Source organism: Paracoccus albicereus, from assembly GCF_024359525.1.
Lineage (GTDB): Bacteria > Pseudomonadota > Alphaproteobacteria > Rhodobacterales > Rhodobacteraceae > Paracoccus > Paracoccus albicereus.
This window is the reverse complement of the sequence record NZ_JAKZEU010000001.1, coordinates 1-18,302: the sequence shown is the minus strand read 5'-3', so window position 1 is coordinate 18,302 and position 18,302 is coordinate 1. Positions and strand designations below refer to the sequence as shown.

General features: G+C 63.7%; 20 protein-coding genes and 1 pseudogene. 12 read left to right on the top strand and 9 right to left on the bottom strand.

Annotated elements, in window-relative coordinates:
* The first annotated feature begins 18 nt into the window (after positions 1 to 18).
* Positions 19 to 987: an NAD(+) diphosphatase gene (gene nudC / locus MLD63_RS00105; RefSeq protein ID WP_369696982.1), complete on the top strand. Its 969-nt coding sequence runs from the start codon at positions 19 to 21 to the stop codon at positions 985 to 987.
* Here the strand turns inward: nudC and MLD63_RS00100 are convergent.
* Positions 984 to 1,427 carry an NUDIX hydrolase gene (locus MLD63_RS00100; RefSeq protein WP_255327806.1) on the bottom strand — a complete coding sequence of 148 codons (444 nt, stop codon included), beginning with the start codon at positions 1,425 to 1,427 and terminating at the stop codon, positions 984 to 986. The genes nudC and MLD63_RS00100 overlap by 4 nt on opposite strands.
* A gap of 6 nt (positions 1,428 to 1,433) precedes the next feature.
* Entirely contained in the window at positions 1,434 to 2,060 is a 627-nt protein-coding gene (locus tag MLD63_RS00095; protein WP_255327805.1) for a GcrA family cell cycle regulator, read from the bottom strand.
* Positions 2,061 to 2,183: 123 nt separating this feature from the next.
* Here MLD63_RS00095 and MLD63_RS00090 point away from each other — a divergent pair, with 123 nt between their 5' ends.
* From MLD63_RS00090 to MLD63_RS00075, 4 genes are all read left to right on the top strand, one after another.
* On the top strand, positions 2,184 to 2,999 hold the full coding sequence (locus MLD63_RS00090) for an ABC transporter permease (protein ID WP_255327804.1): 816 nt from the start codon (positions 2,184 to 2,186) through the stop codon (positions 2,997 to 2,999).
* 135 nt (positions 3,000 to 3,134) lie between these two features.
* The gene (locus tag MLD63_RS00085; RefSeq protein WP_255327803.1) at positions 3,135 to 4,307 is read left to right on the top strand and encodes an aspartate aminotransferase family protein; all 1,173 of its coding nucleotides are present in this window, start codon (positions 3,135 to 3,137) and stop codon (positions 4,305 to 4,307) included.
* 138 nt (positions 4,308 to 4,445) lie between these two features.
* Positions 4,446 to 5,372, top strand: a complete 927-nt coding sequence (argF, locus tag MLD63_RS00080; protein WP_255327802.1) for an ornithine carbamoyltransferase — start codon at positions 4,446 to 4,448, stop codon at positions 5,370 to 5,372.
* Positions 5,373 to 5,511: 139 nt separating this feature from the next.
* Complete coding sequence (locus MLD63_RS00075; protein WP_255327801.1) at positions 5,512 to 7,494, top strand: PhoX family protein; 1,983 nt, start codon at positions 5,512 to 5,514, stop codon at positions 7,492 to 7,494.
* Positions 7,495 to 7,560: 66 nt separating this feature from the next.
* Here the strand turns inward: MLD63_RS00075 and MLD63_RS00070 are convergent, their stop codons facing one another.
* Entirely contained in the window at positions 7,561 to 9,156 is a 1,596-nt protein-coding gene (locus MLD63_RS00070; protein WP_255327800.1) for a phosphoenolpyruvate carboxykinase, read from the bottom strand.
* A gap of 210 nt (positions 9,157 to 9,366) precedes the next feature.
* Here MLD63_RS00070 and MLD63_RS00065 point away from each other — a divergent pair, with 210 nt between their 5' ends.
* The 6 genes from MLD63_RS00065 to MLD63_RS00040 all read left to right on the top strand — a co-directional run bounded on the left by MLD63_RS00065 (position 9,367) and on the right by MLD63_RS00040 (position 12,589).
* Positions 9,367 to 9,777: an HPr kinase/phosphorylase gene (locus tag MLD63_RS00065; protein ID WP_255327799.1), complete on the top strand. Its 411-nt coding sequence runs from the start codon at positions 9,367 to 9,369 to the stop codon at positions 9,775 to 9,777.
* 17 nt (positions 9,778 to 9,794) lie between these two features.
* Complete coding sequence (rapZ, locus tag MLD63_RS00060) at positions 9,795 to 10,751, top strand: RNase adapter RapZ (protein ID WP_255328459.1); 957 nt, start codon at positions 9,795 to 9,797, stop codon at positions 10,749 to 10,751.
* Positions 10,752 to 10,782: 31 nt separating this feature from the next.
* Complete coding sequence (locus tag MLD63_RS00055) at positions 10,783 to 11,202, top strand: PTS sugar transporter subunit IIA (RefSeq protein WP_255327798.1); 420 nt, start codon at positions 10,783 to 10,785, stop codon at positions 11,200 to 11,202.
* Positions 11,199 to 11,474: an HPr family phosphocarrier protein gene (locus MLD63_RS00050; protein ID WP_255327797.1), complete on the top strand. Its 276-nt coding sequence runs from the start codon at positions 11,199 to 11,201 to the stop codon at positions 11,472 to 11,474. Before MLD63_RS00055 ends, MLD63_RS00050 begins: the two co-directional genes overlap by 4 nt.
* An 11-nt stretch (positions 11,475 to 11,485) precedes the next feature.
* Positions 11,486 to 12,100, top strand: a complete 615-nt coding sequence (locus MLD63_RS00045; protein WP_255327796.1) for a TetR/AcrR family transcriptional regulator — start codon at positions 11,486 to 11,488, stop codon at positions 12,098 to 12,100.
* Between the two features lie 93 nt (positions 12,101 to 12,193).
* Complete coding sequence (locus MLD63_RS00040) at positions 12,194 to 12,589, top strand: DUF2852 domain-containing protein (RefSeq protein WP_439957611.1); 396 nt, start codon at positions 12,194 to 12,196, stop codon at positions 12,587 to 12,589.
* 21 nt (positions 12,590 to 12,610) lie between these two features.
* Here the strand turns inward: MLD63_RS00040 and MLD63_RS00035 are convergent, their stop codons facing one another.
* Complete coding sequence (locus MLD63_RS00035) at positions 12,611 to 14,491, bottom strand: ABC transporter ATP-binding protein (protein WP_255328457.1); 1,881 nt, start codon at positions 14,489 to 14,491, stop codon at positions 12,611 to 12,613.
* Positions 14,492 to 14,632: 141 nt separating this feature from the next.
* Here MLD63_RS00035 and MLD63_RS00030 point away from each other — a divergent pair, with 141 nt between their 5' ends.
* Positions 14,633 to 15,136 carry a DUF892 family protein gene (locus MLD63_RS00030; RefSeq protein WP_255327795.1) on the top strand — a complete coding sequence of 168 codons (504 nt, stop codon included), beginning with the start codon at positions 14,633 to 14,635 and terminating at the stop codon, positions 15,134 to 15,136.
* Positions 15,137 to 15,205: 69 nt separating this feature from the next.
* Here MLD63_RS00030 and MLD63_RS00025 read toward each other — a convergent pair whose 3' ends face one another.
* The 5 genes and pseudogenes from MLD63_RS00025 to MLD63_RS00005 all read right to left on the bottom strand — a co-directional run.
* The gene (locus MLD63_RS00025) at positions 15,206 to 16,567 is read right to left on the bottom strand and encodes a dicarboxylate/amino acid:cation symporter (RefSeq protein WP_255327794.1); all 1,362 of its coding nucleotides are present in this window, start codon (positions 16,565 to 16,567) and stop codon (positions 15,206 to 15,208) included.
* 188 nt (positions 16,568 to 16,755) lie between these two features.
* Positions 16,756 to 17,154 (bottom strand): GFA family protein, encoded by a 399-nt coding sequence (locus MLD63_RS00020; RefSeq protein ID WP_255327793.1) that lies wholly within the window; start codon positions 17,152 to 17,154, stop codon positions 16,756 to 16,758.
* Positions 17,155 to 17,257: 103 nt separating this feature from the next.
* Positions 17,258 to 17,655, bottom strand: a pseudogene (locus MLD63_RS00015) ((R)-mandelonitrile lyase).
* A gap of 75 nt (positions 17,656 to 17,730) precedes the next feature.
* Positions 17,731 to 18,129 (bottom strand): VOC family protein, encoded by a 399-nt coding sequence (locus MLD63_RS00010; protein WP_255327792.1) that lies wholly within the window; start codon positions 18,127 to 18,129, stop codon positions 17,731 to 17,733.
* 101 nt (positions 18,130 to 18,230) lie between these two features.
* Positions 18,231 to 18,302: EF-Tu C-terminal domain-related protein (locus MLD63_RS00005; protein ID WP_255328456.1), on the bottom strand; the 72-nt coding region annotated here is incomplete at its 5' end.

Below are 18,302 nucleotides of genomic sequence, written 5' to 3'. Positions count from 1 at the left end.
ACATTTGGACAGCACGCCTTGATACCCGAATCCGATGTCACGTTCGCCGGCAGCTTTCTTGACCGCGCGGATCGGCTGCGCGCCGATGCGGAGGCGCAGGCACGCATGGCTACCGATCCGGCAAGTCGCGTTTCACCCTTCTGGTTCGGCAAGCCGCTATTCGACTTGGCCGATGAAGGCCCGCGTCTGTCATGGGTGTCAGCCGCCGACCCGCTGTTGGCCGCCGGGCCCGAGTCGATGGTGTTCATGGGTCTCGGCGAGGGCGGTTTGGCACATTTCGCGGAAGACGTGTCGCATATCGCCCCGCCGGATGAACGCCCCATCGATTTCGTGGACCGTCGCACGCTGGATCTGTCTGAGACGCGCAAGTTCATCGATCTCCGCGCGATCATGGCAGAGATCGATCATCGCGACGCGGGTATCGCCGCGGCCGCCAAGGGTATCTTCGAATGGCGCGCGACACACGGGTTCTGCGCGCGGTGCGGGGCGAAGAACGTGATCGCCCATGCCGGCTGGCGGTTTGACTGCCCGCAATGCGGTCGGGTGCATTTCCCGCGCACCGATCCGGTGGTCATCATGCTGGTGCTGGATGGTGATCGGGTTCTGCTGGGACGTCATCCTGCGTGGGACCCAAAGATGTATTCTCTGCTCGCCGGGTTCATGGAGCCCGGCGAGACGATCGAGGAAGCCGTGCGCCGCGAGGTGGCAGAAGAGACGGCGGTCAGCGTGGGCGAAGTGCGCTATGTCACCTCGCAGCCTTGGCCATTCCCGGCTTCTCTGATGATCGGTTGCGTCGCGCGGGCCGAAACGACGCGGATCGAGATCGATCCGGTCGAACTGGAGGATGCCCTTTGGGTTCCAAAAGCCGAGATCGCCGAAGCCTTGGAGGGCCGTCATCCGGACATCGCCCCTGCTCGGAAGGGTGCCGTTGCTCAGGTGATCCTGCGGGCCTGGGTCGAAGGGCGCATCGCGGAGTTCGACGCCTAACAGGTCGCGAGCCGCGCAACGAAATCCTGCGCCAGTCTCAGCACGTCGTCCACGTGATGTGATAGCGTCAACGTTCCGTCCAGCACCTGATCGATGTCGAACCACGCGGCCTCGATGGCGTCGTCGGAAGCCAGGGGCTCTCCGGCGACATGACGACACAGGACGGCGGCCAGCAGGAAGTGGTAATTCAGTGTCCCATCATCGGCGCGCTGGATCAGATCGACATTGCCGAGATACCGCAACGGGCGGGCGGCGACGCCCGTCTCCTCGGCCAGTTCGCGCGCCGCGGCATCAAGGGCGGTTTCGCCCGGATCGACATGACCGCCGGGAAAACCCCACAGGCCTGCATCGGGAGGGTTGCGACGCCGAACCAGCAACACCTGACCCCCGCGGATCGTCACTGCAAGGGCGGCGACGCGCGGAAAGTGCGGCGCGGCCATGGCCGATCAGCGGCGACGGTCGCGGCGCGAAGACATCGGCTGGAATGCGACGCCGACATGGGCCTCGCAATACGGTTTGCCGGGCTGGCTGGGCAGGCCGCAGAACCAGAACTTGTCGGTCGCCGGATCGCCGATGGGCCATTTGCAGGTCCGTTCGGTCAATTCCATCAACGTCAGCTTGCGGGCCTTCTTCTCGACCTCGCGGACCGAGGCGAGCGCTTCAGGGCTGATCTCGTTCGCGGAAGGCTGCGGCGGCAACGGCTGGCCCGCGGTGATCACCGGGCGGCGCGCCACGGGGCTGAAGGCGGGCTGTGCTGCGGGCTCTTCCTGCGGCTCTGCTGCCTCGGCCGCTTCCGGCTGCGACGACGCGGTCTCTTCGGTCTCGACGGCGGTGACAGCCGGCTTACGGGCTGGCTTGGGCGCGGCCTTCTTTTCAGCCACCGGCTCTGGCGCCGCCTCGGGGACGGCTGCCACGGGCTCGGCTTCGTCACGGTTCGACAAACCAAGACGGTGAACCTTGCCGATCACGGCATTGCGGGTCACGCCGCCCAGTTCCTTTGCGATGGCCGAGGCCGACTGGCCCTCGGACCACATCCGCTTCAGCGTCTCGACCCGTTCATCTGTCCACGACATCGGCACCTTTCCCGGGCTCGCTACCCCGGCATGCTTGAACCTGCCCGACGGACGGGCCACAACGGCCCCCGGACGGGATGCGTTGAAATAGACCCCGGCCCACGGAAATTCAAGGACCGCAACATGGCCGAGACCACAACACGAAGCCACGCGATGGGCGTGCGGCGGTTCGGCCGGATCAACTGGCTGGGTCTCGCCACGCTGACGCAACGTGAGATCATGCGCTTCATGGCGGTCTGGCAGCAGACCGTTTTCGCGCCGCTAATGACGGCCGGACTGTTCGTTCTGGTCTTCGCGCTGGCCTTGGGTCGCGAGCGGGGCGAGGTCATGGGCCTGCCCTATCTGGTCTTCCTGGGTCCCGGCATCCTGATGATGACGGTCATCCAGAACGCCTTCGCCAACACCTCGTCCTCGATCACTTCGGCCAAGGTGCAGGGCAACATCGTCGACACGCTGATGCCGCCCTTGTCGGCAGGCGAGTTGCTGACCGGCTATCTGGCCGGCGCGGTGGCACGCGCGGTGCTGGTGGCGATGGTAATCGGCACGGGCATGGCCTTGGTTGCGGGCCAGGGGGTGGTCCATCCGATCTGGGCCATCACCTTCGTCATTCTCGGCGCGATGCTGATGGGCGGTCTCGGGATCCTCGCCGGGATCATGGCGCAGAAATTCGACCAGATGGCGGCGATCACCAATTTCGTGATCACGCCGCTGTCTTTCCTGTCGGGTACGTTCTACTCGGTCCAGTCGCTGCCCGAGCCGTTTCGCACGTTGTCGCATTGGAACCCGATCTTCTATCTGATCGACGGTGCCCGCTACGGTTTCACGGGCGTCAGCGACGCGCCGGTCTGGCGTGGCCTTGCGGTCACCCTGGTCGCCGTCGCGGCAGTGGCGGCGCTGGCCTGGCGCTGGTTTCGCAGCGGCTACCGGATGAAGGCTTGACGCTGCGACAGGCGCGCTCTATCCGATTTGACATGATCGTCCGGACCGCAACACACGCCCGTCCCCGACGTTGATTCGTCAACGACCGATCACGCCTGCCTCTCCCACATTCTGTCTGCGCGAAGGGTATCCGCCATGATTTCGCCTGTCCTGCCGACCTATAACCGGGCCCCCATCGCCTTCGAACGCGGGGAGGGCAGCTGGGCCATCGCTACCGATGGCAGCCGCTACCTCGACCTCGGCGCGGGCATCGCGGTCAACGCGCTTGGTCACGCCCATCCCGATCTGGTCGCGACGCTGACCGGGCAAGCCAACCGTATTTGGCATGTCTCGAACCTCTACCAGATCCCGGAACAGCAGCGGCTGGCCGATCTGCTAGTGGAAAACACCTTCGCCGACACCGTGTTCTTCACCAATTCTGGGACCGAAGCTGCGGAACTGGCGATCAAGATGGTGCGCAAGTACTGGGACGATCTGGGCCAGCCAGAGCGGACCGAGATCCTGACTTTCGAGGGCGCGTTCCACGGCCGCTCGACCGGCGCGATCGCCGCAGCGGGGTCCGAGAAAATGACTAAGGGCTTCGGCCCGCTGATGCCCGGCTTCCGCCAGCTTCCCTTCGGCGATCTTGCGGCCCTGACGGCCGCCATAGGTCCACAGACCGCCGCCGTGATGATCGAGCCGATCCAGGGTGAGGGTGGCATTCGTGTCCTTCCCGAAGGCATGCTGCGCGAGATCAGGGCGCTTTGTGACGAGAATGGCGCGCTTTTGTCGTTGGACGAGGTGCAGTGCGGCATGGGGCGGACCGGCAAGCTGTTCGCCCATGAATGGGACGGCATCACGCCCGACATCATGATGGTCGCGAAGGGAATCGGCGGGGGCTTCCCCCTGGGTGCGGTTCTGGCGACCGAGAAAGCTGCAAAAGCCATGGTCGCGGGCACGCACGGTTCCACCTACGGCGGCAATCCCCTGGCATGCGCTGTCGGAGCGCGCGTGATGGAAATCGTCGCGGACGAAGATTTTCTGGCAGAGGTTCGGCGCAAGGCCGGACTGTTCCGGCAGAAGCTGGAAGGTCTGGTCGCGGCGCATCCCGATGTGTTCGAGGCTGTGCGTGGTACCGGGCTGATGCTGGGCCTGAAATGCAAGCTGCCGCCGATCGAAATGGTCAAGGCAGGCTATGACCAGCATCTACTTACGGTGGGCGCAGCGGATGACACGCTGCGGCTGCTGCCGCCGTTGAACATCGCAGACGAGGACATCGCCGAAGCGGTCGAGCGTCTGGACCGGGCGGCGGCGTCGATCGATGGCTAGGATCAGGCTTCGGACCGTGGGGACGCGCCGACGATAGGGGATAGCTCGGCGCGCGCGAACCCGCGCGCGTTGCGACCTTTCGCTTGACCCCACCACGTTCCGCAGGCTTGCTGCCTGAAAGCCCGAAAGCAGTCCGAAATGAACCACTTCCTTGATATCCATAAGACCGATCAGGCCGACCTGAGGCGGATCATCGATACCGGCATCGCCATGAAGCAGGCCCGGAACGGCCGCCCGAAGGGCACGCCCGACGACGACCAGCCGCTGGCCGGCCACATGGTCGCGCTGATCTTCGAGAAACCCTCGACCCGGACCCGCGTCAGTTTTGACGTGGGCGTGCGCCAGATGGGCGGCCAGACGATGGTACTGTCGGGGTCCGAGATGCAGCTGGGCCACGGCGAGACCATCGCAGACACCGCCCGCGTGCTGTCGCGCTATGTCGATCTGATCATGATCCGCACCTTCGAGGAACAGACCCTGCTCGACATGGCCGAACACGCGACGGTGCCGGTCATCAACGGGCTGACGAACCGCACCCATCCCTGTCAGATCATGGCCGACGTGATGACGTTCGAGGAACATCGTGGCCCGATCGCCGGTCGCAAGGTGGTCTGGTCCGGTGACGGCAACAATGTCTTTGCAAGCTTTGCCCATGCCGCGGGGCAATTCGGGTTTGACCTGACCTTCACTGGTCCGCCGACGCTGGACCCGGAACGCGAATGGCTGGACTATGCTGCCGACAAGGGTCACCCGATCACCATCGAGCGCAATCCCGACCGTGCCGTTGAAGGGGCCGATCTGGTCGTGACCGACACCTGGGTCTCGATGCACGATCCGCAATCGGCGCGCGAACGGCGGCACAATCAGTTGCGCGGCTACCAGGTGAACGAGGCGCTGATGGCGAAGGCCAAGGACGATTCGCTGTTCATGCATTGCCTGCCCGCCCATCGCGACGATGAAGCGACGAGCGAGGTTATGGACGGACCGCATTCGGTCATTTTCGATGAGGCCGAAAACCGTCTTCATGCCCAAAAAGCGATCATGCGCTACTGTCTGGGCATCTGAACCGGCAACGATCGGTCAGGGATGTGTGGCGGACGTGATTGTCACGCTGCCGTCATCCCGGCGTCACCGTGTCGTCACGCATCTGGCCTAACCGGTGGCTCGACCGCGCCAAGCGGCGCGCGAGCCAAGGAGCCAGCCGATGAACGATCAATCCACCCGTAATGTCTTCCGGACCAGCAAGCTCGAAGAGGCCGACGGCCCCGGCCTGAACCCCACCGCCAACCGTACGATGGGCGAGATCATCGCCGCCCGCTTTTCCCGCCGGGGGTTCCTGAAGGGCTCGATGGCGGCGACCGCGATCAGCGCGACGGTCAGCCCGATGGCGATCCTCGCCGCCGATCGCGCCGCGGCTCAGGTTGCCGGCTCGGCCTTCAACTTCCCCGAAGTGACGGCGGGCGTCGATGCCGACCACCATGTCGCCGAAGGCTATGACGCCGACGTGCTGCTGCGTTGGGGTGACAAGATCTTTGCAGATGCGCCGGACTTCGATCCCGCGAACCAGTCGGCGGCCGCGCAGGAACGTCAGTTCGGTTACAACAACGATTTCGTGGGCTTCATCCCGCTGGACGGCGCCGACGATCACGGCCTGCTGGTCGTGAACCACGAATACACCAACGAACACCTGATGTTCCCCGGGATCGTCACCATCGAGGGCGACGAGATCGTCGTGGCCGATGCGACCAAGGAGCGTGTCGCGATCGAGATGGCGGCGCATGGCGGCACCATCGTCGAGATCCGCAAGGCGGACGGCAAGTGGCAGCCGGTGCTGGATGGTGCGATGAACCGCCGCATCACTGCGACGACCGAGATGGAATTGACCGGCCCGGCGGCGGGCAGCGATCGCCTGAAGACCAACGCCGATGCGACCGGCACCAAGGTGCTTGGCACGATCAACAACTGCGCCGGCGGCGTCACGCCCTGGGGCACCTACATCATGGCCGAGGAAAACTTCCACGGCTACTTCATGGGCACCCTGCCGGAAGACAGCCGCGAGGCCGCGAACTATGAGCGCGTCGGCGTGCCGGACGAAAGCTATCAATGGGGCCGCTTCCACGACCGTTTCGACATCTCGAAGGTGCCCAATGAGCCAAACCGCTTCGGCTGGGTGGTCGAGGTCGATGCGATGGACCCGACTTCGACCCCGAAAAAGCGCACCGCTCTTGGCCGCTTCAAGCACGAGGGTGCCGAAAGCGTCGTCGCCCCTGACGGACGCGTCGTGTTCTACCTCGGCGATGATGAGCGGTTCGACTACGTCTACAAGTTCGTCACCAGCGGCACCTACAATCCTGATGACCGCGCCGCGAATATGGATCTGCTGGACGACGGCACTCTCTACGTTGCGAAATTCGCCGAGGATGGCAGCGTCGAATGGATGCCACTGACTCATGGGGAGGGCCCGCTGACCGCCGAGAACGGGTTCGACAGCCAGGCCGATGTGCTGATCGAGACGCGCCGCGCGGCCGACCTGCTGGAAGCGACCCCGATGGACCGGCCCGAGGATATCCAGCCCAACCCGGAAACCGGCCGCGCCTATGTCATGCTGACCAACAACACTCGCCGGGAAGAGGCCAACGCCGCCAACCCGCGCGTCGACAACGCGTTCGGCCACATCATCGAGATCGCGGAAGAGGGCGGCGATTTCACCGCGACGAGCGGGACGTGGGAAGTCCTTGTCCAGTGCGGTGATCCGAGCGTGGCCGAGGTGGGGGCGACCTTCTCGACCGAGACGACGGAAAACGGCTGGTTCGGGATGCCCGACAATTGCGCGGTCGATGCGCAGGGGCGGCTGTGGATCTCCACCGACGGCAACTCGCCTTCGGGCACCGGCCGGACCGACGGTCTGTGGGCGATGGACATCGAAGGCGCCGCGCGCGGCACCTCGCGGCTGTTCTACCGCGTACCGGTCGGGGCAGAGATGTGCGGCCCATGCCCGACGCCCGACATGACCACGTTCTTTGTCGCGGTCCAGCATCCCGCCGATGGTGGCGACGACTGGGAGGGCTTTGGCCGTCCGTCCTATTACGAGGATCTGTCGACGCGCTGGCCCGATTTCGACGACGCGATGCCGACCCGGCCGTCGGTCGTGGCGATCACCAAACAGGGTGGCGGCACGATCGGCTGATCGCGACAGGCAAAACGCGAAAGGCCGCGCCCAAGAGCGCGGCCTTTCCCATGTCTGCCGGCGGCTTCAACCGATGGCGGCGGCGCGCACATCCTCGTCGATGCCGGGCAGATATTGCTCGAAATTGTCGCTGAACATCTGCACCAGCTTCTGCGCCTGACGGTCATAGGCTGCGCCATCTTCCCACGTCCGGCGCGGGTCCAGCAGCACGTCCGAGACGTTCGGCACGCTGACCGGAACCTCGAAGCCGAAATTCGGATCGCGGCGGAATTCGACATCGTTCAGCGAGCCGTTCAATGCCGCGCTCAGCAGCGCGCGGGTTGCCTGGATCGGCATCCGCGAGCCGGTGCCGAATGCGCCTCCGGTCCAGCCGGTATTGACCAGCCAGCAGGTCGCGCCGCTGTCACGGATCTTCTGTTGCAGCAGTTTGCCATAGACTTCCGGACGACGCGGCATGAACGGCGCGCCAAAGCAGGTCGAGAAGGTCGGGATCGGATCGACGATGCCGATCTCCGTTCCCGGAGTCTTCGCGGTGAATCCGGACAGGAAGTGATACATCGCCTGCGCGGGCGACAGCCGCGCGATGGGGGGCAGAACGCCGTAGGCGTCGCACGTCAGCATCACGACATTTTTGGGCTGGCCCGCGACGCTGGTCGTCGAGGCGTTGCGGATCTGGTCCAGCGGATAGGCGCAGCGCATGTTCTCGGTCAGCGAGGCGTCGTCGAAATCCAGTTCCAGCGTGTCGGGGTCATAGACCATGTTCTCGATCACGGTGCCGAAATGCGAGGTCGTGGCATAGATTTCGGGCTCGGCTTCGGGCGACAGCTTGATGGTCTTGGCGTAGCAACCGCCTTCGAAGTTGAAGATGCCGCGATCCGACCAGCCGTGTTCGTCATCGCCCAGAAGCGTGCGCGAGGGATCGGCTGACAGCGTCGTCTTGCCGGTGCCCGAGAGGCCGAAGAAGATCGCCGAATCCTCGGGGTCGCCGGTCGCGTGGTTGGCGCTGCAATGCATCGGCATCACGCCCTTTTCGGGCAGCAGATAGTTCATCAGCGTGAACACGGACTTCTTGTTCTCGCCCGCATAGGCCGAGTTCGCGATCAGGATCAGCTTCTTCTGGAAGTTCAGCGCGATCACCGTCTCGGACCGGCAGCCGTGACGCGACGGGTCGGCCTTGAAGGTGGGGCAGTTGATGATCGTGAATTCGGGCGAGAACGTCGCCAGTTCCTCTGCCTCGGGGCGGCGCAGCATGTGACGGATGAACAAGCCGTGCCAGGCGAGTTCGTTCACCACGCGAACGTTGAGACGCAGTTCGGGATCGGCACCGGCAAACAGGTCCTGAACGAAGTAATCCTTGCCCTGCATGTGGGCCAGCATGTCCTGATGAAGCACATCGAAATGCCCCGGGCTCATCGGCGGGTTGTTTTCCCACCAGATCGAGTCCTCGACCTCGGGCGTGCGGACCACGAACTTGTCCTTGGGCGAGCGTCCGACATGCTTGCCGGTCTCGACCAGCATCGTTCCACCCAGACCTAGGCGACCTTCGCCGCGCGAGACGGCCTCATTCATCAGGGCTGGTTCAAGAAGGTTGTAATAGACGTTGCCCAGTCCGGTGATGCCTTGATCCTCGAGTTTGCGCTTGGGATTCACACGGGTTGTCATCGAACGAAGGCTCCTTGATGAAAGTTTTATGGCAGTCCGGTAGAGGTCGGTGCAGTCGCTATACCACGCGAATCAAAGGCGAAAAGACGGCCGGGTGGCGCTGTTAGCGAAAACACCCGATGTTATCGCAACCACGGTGACGCAGCGTCGGCTTGGCGCCGTCGATCAGTGTCCGTCACGGATTGAGACGACGAAAATGATTCGGGCGAAATGCTGATCCATGGTTCTTCGGTCACGTTCGGGGCTCGTGGCGTCCTGATTACTGGCGCCCCGGGCACGGGGAAGTCGTCGCTTGCGCTATCGCTGATGGCGATCGGAGCCGACCTGATCAGCGACGACCGGACGATCCTGCGTCGTGACGACTGCGATCTTTGGGCCGAGGCGCCCGAGGCCATCCGAGGCCAGATCGAGGCGCGGGGCTTCGGGATTCTGAACGCGCACGCGTCGGGTCCGGCGCGGGTCGTCCTTGCCGTCGATCTCGACCGGACTGAAGATCAGCGTCTGCCGCCAATGCGCCACACTGAATTTCTGGGTTTGGCGGTGCCACTTGTGCTGGGGGCCAACGCTCCGCATCTTCATGTTGCGCTGCGGCAATACGTGCTTGCGGGACGCCATGCATGACAATGAGCGATGCGGAGATGGCCGAAGACGGAATCCAGACACCAAGCGTCACCGGGCGGGTCGATAACGTGGTGCAGCGTCTCGTCTTGGTGACCGGGCCGTCGGGGGCAGGGCGCTCGACCGCGATCGACGTCCTTGAGGATCTGGGGTTTGAGGCGATCGACAACCTGCCGCTGTCGCTGATCCCGCGCCTTCTGGACGGGCCGGGCCGCCCCGCGCCGCTGGCCCTCGGGCTGGATGTGCGTAACCGCGACTTCTCGGCGTCGAACGTGATCGAACTGATCGATCGTCTGACCCGTGATCCGGATTTTCACCCCGAGGTTCTGTACCTCGATTGCGCGCCCGACACGCTGGTCCGTCGCTATAACGAGACACGGCGCCGTCATCCTTTGACGCCGGACGGCGCGCCCATGGCCGGTGTTCTCGCCGAGATCGATCTCTTGGAGCCGATCCGCGCCCGAGCCGATGTCCTGCTGGATACAACCGATCTTTCCCCGCACGATCTGAAGGCCGAACTGGCGCGCCTTTTCGACATGCGCACCGGTGGGCGCCTCAGCGTTTCGATCCATTCCTTTTCCTACAAGCGGGGGGTCCCGCGTGGTCTGGACCTGATGTTTGACTGTCGGTTCCTGTCCAATCCGCATTGGCAGGCAGACCTTCGTGCGCTGGACGGTCGCGACGCATCGGTGCGCCGTTTCGTGACCGCCGACCCGCGATATGACGAATTCTTCCAGCGCGTGCGCGACCTTGTCCTGTTCGTCCTTCCGGCCCATATCGAAGAGGGAAAGACGCACCTTTCCATCGGGTTTGGCTGCACTGGCGGGCAGCACCGTTCCGTTACTTTGGCTGAAAACATGGCAGACGCGCTTGCGAATGCCGGATGGCCGGTGTCAAAAAGGCACAGAGAACTTGAACGCCGCGCCGCGGCGCCGGTTCCCGTCCCCGATCAACGATCGGGAACGCAGGAGCGGTGAGGGCGCGCTTGACTGATCTTGGTAGGACGATTTGATCGGAATTGTCATCGTGGCACATGGGGGCCTGGCGCGGGAATATCTTTCTGCCGTCGAGCATGTGGTGGGACCGCAGCCGGGAATCCGTGCCGTCGCGATCGAGGACATCCATGACCGAAGTCTGAAACAGGCAGAGATCCGCGACGCCGCCGATGAGGTGGATCAGGGCGAGGGCGTTGTCGTCGTGACCGACATCTTCGGTGGCTCACCCTCGAACCTGTCGATCCCCGCCTGCATGATGCGCGATCGTGTGATCCTTTACGGCGCGAACCTTCCGATGCTCGTCAAGCTGGCAAAGTCGCGCAAGCTGCCGCTGGCCGATGCCATCGCTTACGCGAAGGAAGCTGGCCGGAAATACATCAACTCCTATGAAGTGCCCGCGATCCTGTCGGCCGGCGGCAAGGCCGCTTCATGAGCGGGATCACCCGCACGCTGGAGATCGTGAACGTGAAAGGGCTTCACGCCCGCGCGAGCGCGAAGTTCGTCGAGAAGGTCGAGCAGTTCGACGCCGAGGCTTCGGTCGAGAAGGACGGCATCCAGGTCTCGGGCGACTCGATCATGGGATTACTGATGTTGGCCGCGCCGATTGGCAGCGAAATCACCGTCACCACCTCGGGCCGTCAGGCTAGCGAACTGGCCGATGCGCTTCAGGCGCTGGTCGCCGATTATTTCGGCGAAGGCATGTGAGGGCCACGCCTGTGGCCGAACGCAGGGGCTATCACCACGGCAATCTGAAACAGGCCCTGGTGGATGCGACCGCCGACCTGATCGCCGAGATGGGACCGCAAGCCTTCACGCTGACCGAGGCCGCACGTCGCGCTGGCGTGTCGGCGGCGGCGCCCTACCGCCATTTCAAGGGTCGCGACGATCTTCTGGAAGAAGTCGCATATCAGGGCTTTCTGGATTTCGGCGACCGGTTGGAAGCTGCCTTCGACGAGGGCAGGCCCAATCCGCTGGCGGCCTTCACCCGGATGGGTGAGGCCTATCTGGACTTCGCGCGCGACAGACCAGGCCAGTACATGGCGATGTTCGAATCTGGCCTGTCGATCACCGGCCATTCCGAGCTCAGCCGGGCCGCGGACAGGGCTATGGGCATCATGTTGCAGGGTTCGGAAGCGATGTTCAGAGGAATCCCTACCGATCAGCGTCCACCAGCACGGATGGTCGCCAACCATGTCTTCGCATTGAGCCACGGCGTGGTGGAACTGTTCATGCGCGGCAAACCCGGCGGTCGCAGCGCCGTCTCTGCGGGCGAGATGCTGGAAAGCGGCGTGCTGATCTACCTGCGCGGACTGGGCGTTCTGGGCCGCTGATCCGAATTTTCGCTAGCATGGCTTGAACGCCAGCAATCGTCTCCCATCTATGTAAATGTGATTAACATTAACATGGAGAGTTCGATGCAAAGCATGACGCAGACCTGGCCGATGGATCGCGGTCAGCGGGCGCAGGGACGGCTCTCGGGCGCGTTGACCGCCGCTCGGGACTGGCTCGACGATCGCGGCCGACCCGCCTGGATCGTGGCGATGATCCTTGGCTTCGTCGCCTTCTGGCCTGTCGGCCTCGCCATTCTTGGCTACATGATCTGGAGCAACCGCATGATGTCCTGCAGCACGCGCACCCGCCGCAACCGCTATTCGATGACTTCGACCGGCAACACCGCGTTCGACGCCTACCGGTCCGAGACGCTGAAGCGGCTTGAAGACGAGCACCGCGATTTCGTCGCGTTTCTCGAGAAGCTTCGCGAAGCCAAGGACAAGGCCGAGTTCGACCAGTTCATGGAACAGCGCCAGCGCGAGAACTGAGCTGCCCGAACGGCGCGGCGGTCACTCCGCCGCGCTGGCCGACGGGCCGGTCTGTTCTTCGTCAACGCCGATGAAGCCGCCGGACTGACGCTGCCAGAGGCGCGCGTAGATCCCGCCTTGCGCCAGCAGTTCGGCGTGACTGCCTTCTTCGACGATCTTGCCCGCCTCCATCACGACCAGCCGGTCCATCGCGGCGATGGTGGAAAGCCGGTGCGCGATCGCGATCACGGTCTTGCCCTGCATCAACATGTCCAGCCGCGACTGGATCGCCGCCTCGACCTCGCTGTCCAGGGCGCTTGTCGCCTCGTCCAGCACCAAGATCGGCGCATCCTTCAGGGCGACGCGCGCGATGGCGATCCGCTGGCGTTGACCGCCGGACAATTTGACGCCGCGCTCTCCGACATGGGCATCCAGCCCGCGCCTGCCCTGACTGTCCGACAGGATCGGGATGAAGTCCTGGGCTTCGGCCAGACGCGCCGCCGCCATCACCTCGTCATCGCTCGCGCCGGGGCGACCATAGGTGATGTTGTCGCGGATCGAGCGGTGCAGCAGCGACGTGTCTTGCGTGACCACGCCGATCGCAGCCCGAAGACTTTCCTGCGTCACTTGGGCGATGTCCTGTCCGTCGATCAGGATGCGGCCACCCTCCAGATCATGGAAGCGTAGCAGCAGGTTCAGCAGCGTGGATTTTCCCGCACCGGAGCGACCGACCAGACCGATCCGTTCGCCTGGTGCGATCGACAGGTTCAGATCGTCCAGAACCGGCATCGGACGGTCGGCGATCTGGGCGCCGTAGCGGAATGTGACGCCTTCGAAGCGAACAGCGCCTTCTTTCGTGACAAGAGGAAGCGCCGCCGGATCGTCGCGCACCGCGCGGGGCAGGGCGAGCGAATTGATCCCGTCACGCACCGTTCCTACGTTCTCGAACAGGGCGGCGAATTCCCACATGATCCAGTGCGACATGTTGTTCAGCCGCATCGCCAGCGGGACCGCCACCGCGACCGCCCCGACACTGATCGCCCCGCGGGTCCACAACATCAGGCCGACTGCCGTCACCGCCGCCGTCAGGGCGACGTTGATCACCGTCAGCAGGATGTCCTGCAACGCCGACAGACGCATCTGCCCGTGCACCGTCTGCAGGAAACGGTCCATGCCGCGGCGAACCCAGGCCTCTTCCCGGTCGGAGTGAGAGAACAGCTTGACCGTCGCGATGTTGGTATAGCTGTCGACGATCTGGCCGGTCATTGCGCTGCGCGCATCGGCCTGCGCCTGTGATACGCGTCCAAGTCGCGGAACGATCTGCCACAGCATCACCGCATAGGCGATGCCCCACGCCGCGAAGGGCAGGGCAAGCCGCCAATCCTGGCTTGCCGCAAGGACCAGCGCGCCGAGGAAATAGACCAGAACGTAAGAGGCAACGTCCATCATCTTCATCGCCACTTCGCGCACGGCCAGCGCCGTCTGCATCAGCCGCTGGGCAATGCGCCCGGCGAACTCGTCCTGAAAATAGCCGACCGACTGGCGCAGCAGATAACGGTGTGCCTGCCAGCGGACGCGCTGCGGAAAGTTGCCGAGAAGCGTTTGGTGCATCACCATGCTGGTCAGCGCGTTCAGCAGGGGAAAGACGATCAGCAGCAGCGCGCCCATCGCAATCAGGCGCGTCCCCTCCTCCTGCCAGAACTGGTCGCGCGGCGTATCGGAAAGCCGGTTCACCAGATCGCCGAGATAACCGAAAAGGGCCACCTCGACGACCGCGATCAGGCTCGACCCGATGGCTAGCAGGATCAGCCAGCGCACCGCGCCGTGCGAATAGTGCAGCAGAAAAGCCCAGAAGCCGCGCGGCGGCATACCGGGAACATCCATCGGATAGGGATCGAGCCGGCGTTCGAACCAGCGGAACATCGAAAGACTCACGCATGTACGGGGCTGTGGACTGGTTGCCGGTGCGCGTCGGCCAAGTCAAGCGGCTGCCAACATATCGCAAAGGAACACCCGCCCACCCCTTGCGTTGACCTGCGAACCTGAAACGGAAGGAGCCTCAATATGGCCGTCAAGAACCTCAAAGACCTGTATCTGGACCAGCTGCGCGACCTCTACAGCGCCTGCAAGCAGTCGATGCCCGTCGTGACCGATCTGGGTCGTGCGGCGAAGTCGAAGGAACTGTCCGAGGCACTGATCGCCGGCAACGAAGGCATCGCCCGGGGAATGGACGTGCTGGCGTCGATCTGCGCGTCCCACGATATCGATCCGACCGGCGAGCATTGCCGCGGCATGGAAGGCGTCGTGCAGGAAGCGCGCAAGCATGCGCTGGAAACGGAATTCGCAGACGAAGACGCGCAGGATGCCGCGATCATCACCCAGTATCAGCGCATGGCGCACTATGCGATCGCGGGATACGGCTGCGTTCGCACCTTCGCCAACCGTCTCGGCATGAACGAAGATGGTGCCCAGCTTCAGGAATGTCTGGACAACACTTGGGAAGGCGACCGCCACATGACCAAGATCGCTGAAGGCGGCGTCAACGCGGCTGCCCAAGACGGTCGCTGAACCGGTCGTTTCCGAAACCGAAAGGCCCGCCCCGTTTAGAGGGCGGGCCTTATTCGTTTCGACGGCCGCTCAGCCGTGCTGCGTGGCGATCCCCGCCAGCCGCCCCTCGGCCGCCGGATCGATGCTGAGATCCTCGTCCAGCATGCCGGCCTCGGGATCGTTGTAGATCGACAGATCGATCTTGCCCTCGGACTTGGCGACGATCGTCGTGACCACCGCATCGCCGGTGATGTTGACCGCGGTGCGGATCATGTCCATCAGCCGGTCGACGCCTAGGATCAACGCGATGCCCTCGATCGGCAGACCGACCTGAGTCAGCACCATTGTCAGCATCACCAATCCGACACCCGGCACACCCGCCGTTCCGATCGAGGCGAGAACGGCCATCGCGATCACCGTCAGGTATCCGCCCAGTCCTAAGTCGATGCCGTAGACATTGGCCAGGAACACGGTCGCCACGCCCTGCATGATCGCTGTGCCGTCCATGTTGATCGTGGCGCCGAACGGGACCGAGAACGATGCGATCGAATTGTCCACGCCCATCCGTTCGGTAACGGACCGATAGGTGACCGGGATCGTGGCGTTCGAGCTGGCCGTCGAGAAGGCGAAGATCTGCGCCGGGCGGATCTTCTGCATGAAGGTGAACGGGTTCAGGCCGGTCAGCATCTTCAGCATCAGCATCAGCGTCACGAAGAGGTGCAGGAAAAGTGCACCCGTCAGCGTGGCGACGTAGGCCAGCACCGGGATGAACAGGTCGATCCCCTGCTGCGCGAAAACCCGCGCGATCAGGCAGAAGACGCCGATCGGCGCAAAGGCCATCACGATCTCCACGACCTTCATCATCAGGTCGTTCATGTATTCGCAGGCCTTCACGAAGGGCGCGGAAGCGTCGCCCAACATCAGACCGGCAATGCCGATGACGATGACATAGAAGATGATCTGCAGCATTTCGCCGCTCGCCAGCGCGGCCACCGGGTTGGTCGGCACGATGTTGGCAAAGACCATCCAGACGCTCGGCGCCTCTGCCGCGGTCACACCGGACGTATCGACGCCTTCCATGTTGAAGCCTACGCCCGGGCCCACGACCAGGGCGATGGTGATCGCCACCGCGATGGCGATGGCCGTGGTCGCGATGTACAGACCGAAGGCCTTCCCGCCGACCCGACCCAGTAGCCGGACATCGCTGATCCCGAAAACGCCGGTCAGCAGCGAGAAGACGACCAGCGGCACGACCAGCATCTTCAGCGCGTTGACGAAGGCAGTTCCGATCATGTGGAACAGCCCGTTGATGACGTAATCGTTCACGAAGCCCGAATTGATCGTATTCGCAAGTACGCCAACGATCAGACCGGCTACCATGCCGATCAGGATCTTGGTCGTCAGCGTCATTTTCCGGCTTGGGCCGCCCATGCGTTCTGTGGTGTCGCTCATTTCGCGATCTCCCTGTTTCACTGGGGCGCCGGGCGCACGCACCGCGGCATGATCTTCAGAGTAACACCCACGTGAAATCGTGCCAGTCTCTTGTGCCCGGCAACCGGCGATTGTGCGCGTTTGACAGGCAGCACGCTTGCTTTTGGGACGCAATCTGCCCGTTGCCGGCGCGCGGGACGCCGCTCGGTTTAAAGGTGCCGGGTTTCCGGCGCCGGATTCCACCAATCGTCATGTGCACCATCAGCGTAATGGATCGGCGCGGCGATTAGCTCGGCCTCGCTGATGTCATCGAGCGCCGAGACAACGACCTGAACGAAGCGTCCATCCATTTCTGGGATATTGCCGCTAGTCCAAAGCCGTGTGCCACATCGCGCGCAGAAGTAGTGATGCATAACGACGCCATCGTCCTGCTGGCGCGGAGTCTCGGCCAAGGAGTCTGCGCCACGGATCAGCGTGAAGCCCTCCGGATCGGGTAGCCGCATTTCCCAGTAGCGCATCTTGCGACAGAACCGGCAGTTGCAGCGCATCGTCCCCTCTGCAAGATCCTGCAGCTTCAAACGCGACGGTGCCGCAGAAGCATGATCCATGATACGTCTTCATCGACTGGCTCCCGCAACTGAGTGTGGACTGACCCAGCATGCGCAGAGGCCGATGACAGAAGCCGTCAGCAGCCGTTCCCAGCGGCCGTTCTTACCGCCCGTCGTAATCCTCGTCAGTGACAGGTTCGGCCCAGTCGGCGGTCTTGCCGCCATCGCTTTCCTGAATGGCGATATGGGTCATTGCGCTATCTCGCGTGGCCCATGCCAGTGACGCTCGCCGGCAGGAAATGTGATGACGTCGCCGATCGTGAGGGTCTCGATCTCTCCGCCCTCACGCTGCACGCGTCCCGCACCGTCCGTGACAATCAAAGTTTGGCCAAAGGGATGGCTGTGCCAATTGGTCCGCGCCCGGGGTTGGAAAGTGACGCTGGCGCCGACGGTACGGCCCGGTTGGTCAGTGCTGAAAAGTGGGGTTATCCCGACGTCGCCCGTGAAGTACTCGGCAGGGGCCTTCTCGGTCTTGCGGTCGGATTGGCGGGTGATCTTCATCGCTTGGCTCCTCGCGGTCAGGTCAGACCCAACCCGTCAGGCCCACCTTCCGGTTCCGATGGCCTGAACGCGCAATCACAGGAAGCGGCCACCGCGTTGAAGAACCTCGATCTGGTATCCGTCCGGATCGGCGATGAAGAAGAAGCGGGCGATCCGTTCGCCGCCGTCGGGGGCGAAGTCGACCAGCTTGCGCGGGGCAAATCCGTCACGTTCCAACCGCGCATGCAGCGCATCGACGTCGTCGACCGAAAAGGCGACGTGGCCGTAACCGTCGCCCAGATCGTAAGGTTCGGTGCGGCCCTTGTTCACCGTCAGTTCAAGCTCTGTGCCGCTTTCGCCGTTCGACAGGTAGATGAGCGTGAAATCGGCGAAGTCCAGCCTGTCCGCGACCGTCATGTCGAAGACCCGTTTGTAGAAATCGACTGAACGCGCCTCGTCCATCACGCGGAACATCGAATGGATATATTTGGCCATCTCGTTCCTCTGCTTTTCTGGATGTCTCTACGACAAGGCCCGCCCCTTCGGGACGGGCCTTTCGCCTTTGGCGACGCGGGATCGCTCCCGCGTGCGTCAGATCACTTCAGGATCTTCGCGACCACACCGGCACCCACGGTGCGGCCGCCTTCGCGGATGGCGAAGCGCAGCTT